Below are 11,289 nucleotides of genomic sequence, written 5' to 3'. Positions count from 1 at the left end.
GCTTCTTCCTCCTTTCCGGCATTACATTTCGTACACATATTCAGCCGTATAATCCGTCTGGTACGGATCCGGCAGCGCTTCTTCAAACACAACGGCGATGTCCCCATATTGCTGCCGGCTCCGCTGGATGTGCTTCAGCATTTCGATAACATAGAGCGGCTCTTCCGCATCAAAAAAAATCGGCTTGTGAATGGCCGTCGCCCCATATTCGATATGGAGCTTTCCTTCGCGGACTGGAAAAATCCTGACAAAAGAACGCAGCGGAATATCATGGGATTCTAGAAGCTCATGGAAAGAGCCGTATCCTTCCAGGTCGAAGGTCAGACTTGAGAAAAGGCTGGAGTTCAATATGTTTCTGCGGCGCTGCAAAATAAGATCACCAAAGCTGATTCTTCCCAGCTTCCTGCTCTCCCCGATGGAAATCTCGTTATACTCGAATCCAATTCCGTTTAAAAAGCCCGATTGACTTAGAAGGGCAATATTCCTGTAATCTTCCGGAAGATATGCCGGCGCAAGGCTGCCCGTGTAAAGCGCGATCCCCCGAACATCTCCGGCCCGCAGCTCAAACCGGTTCATGTCCGCGTTCCACTCCAATGTGCAGCTGTTTAGGGCAATCAAACGGGATGTTTCCGATTGTCCCCCTTCCTCCGGATCGTGTATTTCTTCCGTCAAGGAATACGTTTCCGTAAAATCGTTCGTGTTCGGATTAAATCCGCAGGACGGCGAATACGTCAGCAGCAACGCCTCTTTGCATCCCAAAGCGGATCTTATTTTATGGAGCACTTGCTCATGGCGCCCCGGGTCATGGTAGATGGAATACGCCAGATAACCGTTTTTGCAATCATTGACGACGTATTTCCCGTCCATCGCCGGCTGAATGAATAGCTGCAGCGTCCGCTGCGGCTTGATGCCGAGCTCCTCAAGCTGCGCTTTAAGATCCATAAGTTCATCTTCCCCGATATGCACGTCCTCGCCGTTTTCAGCCGGTTGGATCCGTTCCCGATAAACGTCCTTCATATCTTCAAGGCGGGTTACCTGGGGCGATGCGGCAAACACTGTATTTCGGCTGGTGCGGCGCAGAGCTACCTCTTTTTCGTACATGCCGGCGTATTCCGAAAGAGACTGGCGAAGCGACTCATAGGAAGCAGGGAGCCGGTCCTTAAGCCATTCTTTCATGAACAGCCTGAACTTTAATCTGTGATCGAATAATGGAAGAATATCTGCCCATTTGTCGATCATTCTTCTGGCGGAAGCCCGAATCTCATAGGGGCCCGCAGGAATATAGCTGTCTTCATGAAAAAGATCCAAGGGACGTTTTCCTTTCCACAACACCGCATCGCAGCATGCTGACGCATGCTTCTGCGCGGAAAGGATCAGCGACTCCCTTATATGAAGATCCGCGGTGTTCTCCAGCCGGGAAGCGATGAGATGCAGTGCCTCCAGATGCCTGACAAAGCCGTCGACTCTCCCGGAAACGCTCCGGAAAGAAGACGCTTCGTCAATCAGGGTGTTTAAGGTAAGGGTCTCCGCCTTGCGCTCCAGCACATTTCGAAGATAGCCGGCGGCCAACAGCTTCGCGGTCCGGCTTTCAATCCAATCCGTTCCGACACCCAAGCGGGAGGCGAGTTCTTCCCATGTAACGATGCTGCCGGAAGGGAGATTTCGCAGCCTGGGTTCCTGTAACATGAATCGCCGTTTTTGACGCTGATATAGACCGGGCCGGACCTCTAACGGCTCCCCGGCGCCGACGGTCCAAACTGCTTCTCCGGACGGATCGGCCTCATATTTAATTCGAAAACGGCTTGCTCGGATGACTTCCGGCAGCAGGAGAAAATAATCAAACCATGCAAGCAATATCCACTGGGCCAAACGGATCCGGCTACTCGATGTCCGGGCACCTATCCTGCCGATGGAGGTAAACGTGGATAACGGGGCGGTTTTGGCAAATGAACGCATCATGATTTTCCAAACCTTTCCTGTTTTTTTGGGGCTATAGGAATTGTTCATCGAACAATACATTTCAAAGTTGGTGAACAGCAATGCATTTTGTACGTTTGACTGCTCCCGGAACAGCTCATAAAGCTCTTCCGCTTGCCTTTTATATACTTTTTCAAATTGTTCCCGCAAAAGTTCCTCATGCTGCTGAAGCTCCTGTCCACGGATTAGATGGGACCGGATGCTTTCCAACAGAAGCGGATCTACGAATTCAATCTTGGGGATCTTTTCGAACTGTACCTTGCCTCTTTTCATCCCCTGCTGGAGGCGTATGTATGCAATTCTGGCTCCCGGCTCACGTTCAATGAATCCGGATAATTGTTGGCGCAGCTTCTGCCGCTGCGTTGCATAGGCAGCGCGCTCTTCCCGATAGTTGGCGAATCGTAGGTAGAAATGATCCTTCAGGCGCTGAATAGAATGTGAAGACAGATGATTCTGGCGGATGAATACGTGGGGTTCCGTCACCAATGCTCCTCCTCCGGAAAATCCCTTGGATGAAGCGGCCGCTACCGCCCCATCCAAGGTTTTTGAATCCATCTTAGGAAAGTAAGTCTTGCGCAGGCGTTTGATTTGCTCGGCTGAATGTGATCAAGCACAGGAAGAAGAGCAGGAAGAACAGGAAGAAGATCCGCAGGTGGAGTGGCTGCCGCTTCCGCTCGATGCCGCAGTGGAAGGGATCGCTTCCGCTTGATCAAGTTCGATCAGCTCCAGATCGAGATTTTCCAGTTCTTTGTTCAATTCCTTGTTCAATTGGTTCATGTTTAACATCTCCTTTAAAATTTTTAATGAGTTCGATCGGATGGTCTCGCTTTTTTAAGCTTATGCACAAGATGAAGAGCAAGAGGAGCAGGACGAAGATCCGCAGGTGGAGCTGCTGCCGCTTCCGCTCGATGCCGCAGTGGAAGGGATCGCTTCCGCTTGATCAAGCTCGATCAGCTCCAGGTCGAGATTTTCCAGTTCTTTGTTCAATTCCATGTTCAGGTCGCTCATGACGTTCACCTCCTTTTTACGACAATTGGGTACGGGGCAAGTTAACGTTCAAGCAGTTTCCCAAAGGAATGTCTCCCTTCAAAAGTTCTTGGTGCATTTGTTAATTGCTTCCTGTAAACAGACTAACATAGCTTTTATCCGGCTTCACCGAATACGTGTTTAGGGTTCTCCACAATTGTCTTGCGGCCGGTTTTGCGGAGCCGGTTACGGTCGTTACGAGCGGCCGCAAGGGGCGAAAGAATCAGCATTTTTAGGTGTATGGGCAGGGTTTCAAGCCGAATCTTCTGGTCTATAATGGTTACTGAACCAGTTGTTAGGGAGGGAAACAAGTGACGGAAAAGTCTTTGTCTGGGGGAATATGGAACAAATCTAACTTTTTGAATAAGCGGGTTTGCGGGTTATGGCTGATCTGGGTCGCTGTGGTCATTTTCGCCGGGCTGATGGCGGGAGGAAAGCAGCTGATCATGATGCCCGTTTTTTCTTTCGGTTACGTCATCGGGATTTTCGGCATTCTGGCCAACAAATCGTTAAGCAGCAAATTATCGTACGGAAAACCGACGCAAGGGCAAAACCGGATGCTTTTCTTTTCGATCATCCTCATGTTCGTACTGATGGTGCTGATCGGCGGGCCGCATTTTGCGGACGAAAATTACCGCCTCATATGGCTTGGGGCGTTTCTCGCTATAGGCATTCATTTTATCCCGATGGCTTGGGTGCACGGGCCTTCGATGTTGGTGCTCGCCGTGCTGCTGATCGCGGATGCGCTTCTGGGCCTTCTCGATTCGAATATTAGCTTTCATCTGCTCGCATATGTCGATATCGGCCTCAAGCTTGTGTTCGGCATTTACCTTCTATTAACCGGAAAGCCGATGAACAATAAAGCGCAGACCGAAACCCCTTTAACCCATTAAGCGGGACGCCAAAACTGCCAAATCTATGGCTGCCCAACATAAATAGGGATTCGATCGCTCCTTATCGGAGGGCTCGAATCCCTTTTTTTTGCGTGGAACGGTATCAAAAATCCACTTAACATAGGAACATATGTTTGGTATAATTTGAAATAAAGGACCGTTTATGTTTTTAGCGAAAACAGATGAACGAAAGAAACGGAGTTGATGGGCTTGACGACGATCGTTCAAAAAATGGATCCGGAAACGGGAGCCGCGGATTTAAGATGCCGGCTGCCCAAACAAATCAGGCAAGCGGTGATGGACCTGATCGAAGCCGATTCCGGTTCGGATTATTTCTATAAGCTGCTGACGGATCGCGCCCAGATTCAGCTTTTGCTGATCGAGAGGAACCGTAAGGAAAATTACGCCCAGTGCCACTGCTTTTCGACGGACATGGGCGACCCCGGGTACGCGTATGAAAGCCTGCCGCTTTCCAACGTCCGGGTGTTTGCCGATATGGCGGACAAGCTTAATCTTGTTTAGCCCCTTCCTTCAAAGCCTTGACGCGGGCATATTCCTCTTCAATCGTTCTCGACAGAAGCTCGGTTGCGGTCATGTTCAATTTTTTGGCCGTATCCGCCAGCATTTGCTTAATGTACACAGGAACGTCGTAATGGAATTTCACCTTGTTTCCGTATGCCATCTTCAGCCTTCCTTCCCGAATACGCTTTGGTGTTTTCTTTCAATCAGGCGAATCAAAAGCTGCGTTGCGGACATGTCCTGGAGCTCGGCGGCTTCGATCAGCTTTTCCTTGATCTCGGGCTGAAACTCATAAGGAAGCTTCAGCTTCGGCTCGCTTAAGTGTCCGCTCATGCCCTTTTCGATTTCGATCGCGGCCCGAACCAGGCTTTCGAGGCTGTCCTGCGGTCCCGGCTGCCGTCCGTATTTTACCAATACCCGCAGCAGATATGCCCGCAATGCGGCCTGATCCTCATCGTCAATGTCGATCCGCATCGTTCCGTCCCGAAAATCGATCCGGCAGTCAACCGTATATCCGAATAAATTGAGGGCGTATTTCATGCCACCTCTCCTTTCTCACGGTTGTATTATAGTATGCCTTGTAACGTTACGCAATATAAGGCATCCATCCGGCATGCCGTCATCCCTAAAAGAGCAGCCCGTTAGGAAACGGACTGCTCTCATGATTTTTACGATCTATAATTCCTTATAAGTTCCTGTAGCGGTTATGGATATCTTTATTCACTCCAACGTAACGCATGGCCCGAGGGTAATTTCAAACGCGCGTCCCCAAATGAATGCCGGATTATCATACGCTAACGATGCGCCGGCATAAGCCGAACAAATCCAGCTGCCGGATCGTTTGATCTGGCGGATCGCCCGCGAAGCGCAGGCCTGGAACGCTTTACGTTCCGCAAGAGCTTTCGTATTCTCCTGCATCCGGTCCCGCAGCAGCTTCACGAGAACTTCATAGTCTTCCGGCGAGTTGAACAGAAGCATATTCTGGTCTGCATAAGGAACGTTCTCGTACAGGGAATGCGCCCGGGAATAGGTCCGAACTTCGGCTATCGTCAGCTTTTTATAATAATAATCCTTCAGGAAACGTTTGAAGAGCAGCGAGCCATGCGCGTTGGCGGCATCCCCCAACGCATGGGGCCGGCGTTCCGTGATCAGAAACGCATATCGGGATTGGGCCATTCCGAGCGCAAGCCCGATTTTGTTTCCGGCCGTATTCCAGCCGCTGTACCCAAGCAGCATTCCGGTGGCTGCATCGTCCAGCAGCGCCTGCGTCACGGTTTCGTTCGCCGCGCCGCCTCCCACGAAGTCGATCGCGATGGTCGGAAGCTGCCGATCGGCATTGCCCGCGATATGGCTCGCGGCTTCCATGGCCTTGTCGGCTCCCGTAATCGCAACGATTTCGATGTCGCAAGGCCCCGAGTCTACGAAACGTCCGCCGATCATGTCCACATGATACCGGATATTATCGTGCACGCTCATATACTCATAGGGATTCACGATCGTCGAACCGTCGGGCCCGAAGTACCGGACGCTGTATCGCGGTTTGAAGCCGCAGCGGTGCAAATGGAGTGCCATGCGCCCCATCAGGGAGTGACCCAGGCCGTCCGCATCCGGAAGAAGGATGACGCGGTCCGGATTTTGGCCGTCGTGGCCGTTCAAATGCTGGTCTACATAAGCTTCAAGAAAGTCGATTTCATTCGACTGCACGCCCTGCGTATACGAATCGTCGACGCCGATGGCAAGAAAATCGATCGCTCCCGAGCGGACGAGCTGGTCCAAAATGTAATAATTCGATTTGAACTTATGGCGCCGCGCATTGTAATACTGCTCCTTGTCGAAGTGTACCGGCGTCCCGAAATGCGTGCCGTCCGGCTTGATGTCGTAGCCGTCCAAAATCGCATCGAATTCCGAAGCGGCCGCGCGCGGCTGCTGCGCAAAGGCGCGGGCCTCGTCGTACGCGCTTTGGGTCAGTCCCTCGACGAATACGGTCGTGGCAAGCCGCATAATCGTATCGAGTACGTACACGGGCTTATGGGGGCAGGTTTGCTTAATTTCGCGAATGACGTCAAGCAATCCGGTCGTTTCCGGATCATAGTCCGGATAAGTGCCGCCCCCGCTGGTGCGGAAGCGCCGGCTGCCAATGAGCCCTCCGTAGGCAAGCATATCGGACGAGATGATGAATCCGTCGACCGCCAAAATATGTTTCTGAATAAACCGCCGGATCCGATCCGTGTTTCCAAAGACCGGGGAATGCGTGTCGAGCAGCGTGTTCCCTTCGGCGTCCGCTTCGGTGTCAAGCCTGTTTTTCACGTCTTCCGCATCCGGAGTGATGACCTGAATCCCTGCCGCCCGAGCCTGCACGACCACGTCGTCAAGATTGCAAGGGCGATCGTCTAGAGGCACATACAAAACTTTTTTCATAAATACATCTCCTTTTCGATTCAAAATAGTATATGACGTTACGTAACGCTATATGAATGATCAAAAAAAAATCATTCCTTTCCTGTATCGATACCTTGGTCTGATTGGCGGGAACATCGCGGACGTCCGGACATCCCAGGTCATCCCCGATCCAACCCGAAGGCCATCTCATCGATGTGCCCTTCGTTGAAACAATAATATCATGTTACGTATCGATACGCAATATAATTTCGTTAAATTTTTCCTGTACATTATTTTTGACCAAGGACCGGATCAGAACGCTAACATGCCGGAAGGGGCAGTTCCGAAACTAACATTCACATTTCGATGAGCATCGAATTTTTTCTCGATTAAACTATTCCTTGCAACCCATCGCAGAAAGGAATGTGAGTTCATGCCTCATACGCAAAAGAAAACATCCGATGTTCGAATCGCAACGATAGAGCCCAAAATATTATATTACGGCACCCCCGTCCTGCTGCTGAATACGTTGAACGAGGACGAAACGGTCAATATCAGCCCGATCTCGTCCTCCTGGGCGCTCGGCGATTACATCGTTCTGGGCCTGGGGACAAGCAGCAAGGCGTACGACAATTTAAAGCGCCATCCGGAGTGCGTGTTGAATATCCCCGATCCGTCCTTGTGGAAACATGTCGAACAACTTGCCCCTTTTACGGGCAAAGACCCCGTCCCCGCGTTCAAACAAGCGTTAGGCTTCACCTGCGCCAAAGACAAATACGCCGTCAGCGGCCTGACGCCGATTCCGTCCGAAGCCGTCCGCCCGAGCCGCATTCTGGAGTGTCCGCTGCAAATCGAAGCGGAAGCGGTGAACATCCGCCTGCCGGAATACGCCGACTTTTTTGCGGTGATCGAAACGAAGGCGGTTCGCGTTCACGCCCACGAAGATATTTTGATTCGCGAAAACCACGTCGATCCCGCCAAATGGAGCCCGCTGATCTATAATTTCAGACATTATTTCGCGCTGGGCGATTTTCTCGGGAAGACGTTCCGGAGCGAGACCTGATTCTCAGGAAAAGACACGTTCGGCATCCGCTTTCTCCGGATTGGCGCTGGCATTTCCCTTCAGCCGCATGTAAGATAGAAGCAAATCATACTGAAATGAGGGAACCGCCATTCAAGCTTGGTTAAAAATGATCGCGGTTGTCGTGTTGACCAGCATTTTAACGCGTTTTCTTCCGTTTTCGGCGTTTTTCCGCAACGTGGACACCCTTGTCCATGAGCTGTCGCATGCCCTGATGACGCTGGCCTTATCGGGCCGGGTCAATGTCATCCATTTGTACAGCAACCAGGGCGGAGTCACGCTCTCCACGTTTGACCGCAACTGGATGGCTATTCCGATCTCGCTTGCCGGATACGTCGGTTCCGCGCTGTTTGCGGTGCTGCTCTTTTACCTTTATGCCAGACGACAAGAGCGCGCCGGACTGATCACCGCCATGATTCTGGCCATCGTCGCGGCCGCGCTATTCGTGCGCAACGGCTACGGGGTCATCTGGTGCATCGGTTTTGCGGTTTTGAGCGGGCTCGTCGCTTTTGCGGCTCCGCCTCTGCTGCAAAAATGCTATTATATGCTTATTGCTTTTATCTGCTTGGTCGAGTCCGTGATCAGCCCGTTCGTCATTTTGTTCCGGTCGGTGACGCGTCCCGGTTCCGCGGGCGATGCCGCCAACCTGGCCGAAGCGACGTATGTTCCGGCCGTTGTCTGGTGTCTCGTGTTCGTTGCGGTCTCCTTATGCTGCGCCAAGCTGTCGACGACGATGTTGTTCAAACGCGGATTCGGCTCCGGAAAGCCGAGAGAAACGCACTGAAAAACACAATGTACGCCTATCCAAAAAATCGCCCCTCCGGTTTATCGGGCGGTTTTTTGTCGTTTATATTTTTAATAGGCAGGCGCCCGCAGGACCCTCCTTTTTTCGTCATCCTCCAAGACTTGTACAACAACAATTAAGTTAATCGTATCAAATTATATTTGCCATTGACAAAAAAGTTTACCGGGGGCAAAATAGAGGTATCAAGACGAAGAACGTTCTATATCATGAATCATTAAACTCATAAATAGATTGAAGGGATAACGATGGAAAACATGACTTCTATTGACCCAACCCCAAAACATAACCGGAAACATCAGGTATTCAGCTCCACGAACGGGCTCAGCCTCAGCGAAATCAACAATACCGTTTCGCTCCCGAAAAACGCGGGGTTCTGGAAAAAGCTCGCCGCCTATAGCGGACCCGGCGTCCTGGTCGCCGTCGGATATATGGACCCGGGAAACTGGATTACTTCCATACAAGGCGGAGCACAATATGGATATACGCTTCTAAGCATCATTTTGCTTTCCAGCCTGATAGCCATGCTGCTTCAGAGCATGTGCGCCAAGCTCGGCATCGTGACGGGCATGGATTTGGCGCAGGCGACGCGCCAAGCGACAAGCAAACCGGTCGCCATCGTCTTGTGGATTTTGACCGAACTTGCCATCATGGCTACCGATATTGCCGAAGTGATCGGCGGCGCGGTGGCGCTGCAGCTGTTATTCAAAATTCCGCTTTTGGTCGGCGTGCTGATTACGACGCTGGACGTGTTGCTGCTGCTGCTGCTCGCCAAAGTCGGTTTCCGTAAAATCGAAGCCATCGTCGCAACGCTGATCGCCACCATTTTTATCGTGTTCTTTTACGAAGTGTTATTGTCCAGCCCAAGCATCGGGCCGCTGCTCCAAGGCTTTATCCCGAGTCCGGAAATCGCGACCAACAACGGCATGCTGCTGATCGCGCTGGGAATCGTCGGGGCGACCGTCATGCCGCATAACCTCTACTTGCACTCGTCGCTGGTGCAATCGCGCCAATTCGAACGCACCTCCGCAGGCAAAAAGGAAGCCGTTCGTTTCGCGACGATCGATTCCAACATCCAGCTCAGCATCGCATTCGTGATCAACTGTCTGCTGCTGGTGCTGGGAGCCGCCATGTTTTTCGGTTCGACCAGCGATTTGGGCCGGTTCACCGATCTGTACAACGCGCTTTCCGATAACGCCATCGTCGGCGCCATCGCCAGCCCGCTGCTGAGTACCCTGTTTGCGGTCGCGCTGCTGGCTTCGGGCCAAAACTCGACCATTACGGGCACGTTGTCCGGCCAGATCGTCATGGAAGGTTTTATCCGGATGAGGATGCCCGGCTGGCTGCGCCGCATCATTACGCGGCTCCTCGCCGTCATTCCGGTCATCATCTGCGTCGTTTTGTACGGCGGCCGGGAAAACGCGGTCGAACAGCTGCTCCTGTACACGCAAGTATTCCTGAGCGTCCAGCTTCCGTTTGCGATCATCCCGCTGGTCATCTTCACCAGCGACAAGAAGCGGATGGGCGAGTTCGCGAACCGCTCCTGGATCAAATATTTGACCTGGGCCATCGCGATCGTGCTGACGGCGCTGAACGTATTCCTGGTCTACGGCACCTTTGCCGGCATCGGTTGAGCCGATTTTTTTCTAAAGTATAAAAAACTGCCCCGGGGAGACTCCCCAGGGCAGTTTTGCTTTGAGCTAGGATGATCCACAGGAGGCAAAATCGGCGCCTCCGCCCTGCAGGGCCTGCAATCCCAGCGCCAATGCGCCATGCAAACCGGCATCGGTTCCGAGTACCGGCTGCACGATATATTCCCCGATCTTATCCAGCAGCTCTTCGGCTTGGACGTAACCGTTCAGGATGCGCTTCACCTCTTCCCGAATCAGAGGAAAAAGCTGACGCTGCTGCATGACGCCGCCGCCCAACACAATCTTTTGCGGCGAATGCGTCAGAACCGCCCCGGCGACCGCCTGGGCAATATAATACGCTTCGATGGACCAGGCGGGGTGCCCGGGCGGCAGCCGATGCCCGGGCGCCTTCCAGCGAGCTTCGAGCGCGGGCCCGGCAGCCATGCCTTCCAGGCAATCCCCGTGAAACGGGCAGATGCCGGGGAAGTCATCCTCCGGGTGACGCCGGACCGGCACATGCCCGCCTTCCGGATGAACCAATCCGTGGACGGGCCGTCCTCCGGAATAGACGCCCATGCCGACGCCGGTTCCGATCGTGTAATAAATGCAGCTATCGAGGCCTCGGGCCGCTCCCCAGGCGGCTTCGCCCAAAGCGGCGGCGTTGACGTCCGTATCCCATCCAAACGGAACGGCAAAATGACGTTTAAGCTTCCCTAGGAAAGGGTACTGCGCCCACCCCGGTTTGGGGGTTGTCGTAATGCAGCCGTATGCCGGGCTGTCAGGCCTGAGGTCGATCGGTCCAAACGAACCGATGCCGATCGCTTCCACCTGCGCATCCGCAAAATAGGAAATGACTTTCGGGATGGTCTCGTCCGGGCGTTCGGTCGGAAAGCTGATCCTGTCTTCGATCTTTCCTTCCTCGTTTCCGATCCCGCAGACGAATTTGGTCCCGCCCGCTTCAATCGCTCCAATCCGCATATC

12 protein-coding genes are annotated in these 11,289 nt (G+C 52.8%); 5 read left to right on the top strand and 7 right to left on the bottom strand.

Annotation, left to right across the window (positions count from 1 at the left end):
• Positions 1 to 21: 21 nt before the first annotated feature.
• The 3 genes from MKY58_RS02555 to MKY58_RS02545 form a co-directional block, all read right to left on the bottom strand.
• Positions 22 to 2,460: a hypothetical protein gene (locus MKY58_RS02555; RefSeq protein ID WP_339323330.1), complete on the bottom strand. Its 2,439-nt coding sequence runs from the start codon at positions 2,458 to 2,460 to the stop codon at positions 22 to 24.
• Between the two features lie 123 nt (positions 2,461 to 2,583).
• Positions 2,584 to 2,754 (bottom strand): thiazolylpeptide-type bacteriocin, encoded by a 171-nt coding sequence (locus MKY58_RS02550; RefSeq protein ID WP_081992076.1) that lies wholly within the window; start codon positions 2,752 to 2,754, stop codon positions 2,584 to 2,586.
• Positions 2,755 to 2,814: 60 nt separating this feature from the next.
• Entirely contained in the window at positions 2,815 to 2,985 is a 171-nt protein-coding gene (locus MKY58_RS02545; RefSeq protein ID WP_156124501.1) for a thiazolylpeptide-type bacteriocin, read from the bottom strand.
• Positions 2,986 to 3,314: 329 nt separating this feature from the next.
• Here MKY58_RS02545 and MKY58_RS02540 point away from each other — a divergent pair, with 329 nt between their 5' ends.
• Both MKY58_RS02540 and MKY58_RS02535 read left to right on the top strand, forming a co-directional pair.
• A complete protein-coding gene (locus MKY58_RS02540; RefSeq protein WP_339323329.1) occupies positions 3,315 to 3,896 on the top strand; it encodes a DUF6609 family protein in 582 nt (193 codons plus the stop codon).
• Between the two features lie 210 nt (positions 3,897 to 4,106).
• Entirely contained in the window at positions 4,107 to 4,418 is a 312-nt protein-coding gene (locus MKY58_RS02535) for a hypothetical protein (protein WP_212949964.1), read from the top strand.
• Here MKY58_RS02535 and MKY58_RS02530 read toward each other — a convergent pair.
• The 3 genes from MKY58_RS02530 to MKY58_RS02520 all read right to left on the bottom strand — a co-directional run bounded on the left by MKY58_RS02530 (position 4,405) and on the right by MKY58_RS02520 (position 6,833).
• Positions 4,405 to 4,578 carry a hypothetical protein gene (locus MKY58_RS02530; RefSeq protein ID WP_339323328.1) on the bottom strand — a complete coding sequence of 58 codons (174 nt, stop codon included), beginning with the start codon at positions 4,576 to 4,578 and terminating at the stop codon, positions 4,405 to 4,407. The genes MKY58_RS02535 and MKY58_RS02530 overlap by 14 nt on opposite strands.
• A gap of 2 nt (positions 4,579 to 4,580) precedes the next feature.
• A complete protein-coding gene (locus MKY58_RS02525; RefSeq protein ID WP_339323327.1) occupies positions 4,581 to 4,955 on the bottom strand; it encodes a hypothetical protein in 375 nt (124 codons plus the stop codon).
• 180 nt (positions 4,956 to 5,135) lie between these two features.
• Positions 5,136 to 6,833, bottom strand: a complete 1,698-nt coding sequence (locus MKY58_RS02520; protein ID WP_339323326.1) for a DUF4127 family protein — start codon at positions 6,831 to 6,833, stop codon at positions 5,136 to 5,138.
• A gap of 394 nt (positions 6,834 to 7,227) precedes the next feature.
• On the opposite strand from MKY58_RS02520, the gene MKY58_RS02515 reads away from it, so the two are divergent.
• The 3 genes from MKY58_RS02515 to MKY58_RS02505 all read left to right on the top strand — a co-directional run bounded on the left by MKY58_RS02515 (position 7,228) and on the right by MKY58_RS02505 (position 10,311).
• Positions 7,228 to 7,857: a flavin reductase family protein gene (locus MKY58_RS02515; protein WP_339323325.1), complete on the top strand. Its 630-nt coding sequence runs from the start codon at positions 7,228 to 7,230 to the stop codon at positions 7,855 to 7,857.
• 127 nt (positions 7,858 to 7,984) lie between these two features.
• A complete protein-coding gene (locus MKY58_RS02510; protein ID WP_339323324.1) occupies positions 7,985 to 8,659 on the top strand; it encodes a M50 family metallopeptidase in 675 nt (224 codons plus the stop codon).
• A 275-nt stretch (positions 8,660 to 8,934) separates the two neighbouring features.
• Positions 8,935 to 10,311, top strand: a complete 1,377-nt coding sequence (locus MKY58_RS02505) for an Nramp family divalent metal transporter (protein WP_339325025.1) — start codon at positions 8,935 to 8,937, stop codon at positions 10,309 to 10,311.
• Between the two features lie 66 nt (positions 10,312 to 10,377).
• On the opposite strand, the gene MKY58_RS02500 is transcribed toward MKY58_RS02505, so the two are convergent.
• Positions 10,378 to 11,286 carry an ROK family protein gene (locus MKY58_RS02500; protein WP_339323323.1) on the bottom strand — a complete coding sequence of 303 codons (909 nt, stop codon included), beginning with the start codon at positions 11,284 to 11,286 and terminating at the stop codon, positions 10,378 to 10,380.
• Between the last annotated feature and the right edge of the window lie 3 nt (positions 11,287 to 11,289).

It is taken from the genome of Paenibacillus sp. FSL W8-0194 (genome assembly GCF_037969745.1).
GTDB lineage: Bacteria > Bacillota > Bacilli > Paenibacillales > Paenibacillaceae > Paenibacillus_AQ > Paenibacillus_AQ cookii.
The sequence above is the reverse complement of the archived record's forward strand: the minus strand, read 5'-3'. Positions and strand labels throughout refer to the sequence as shown.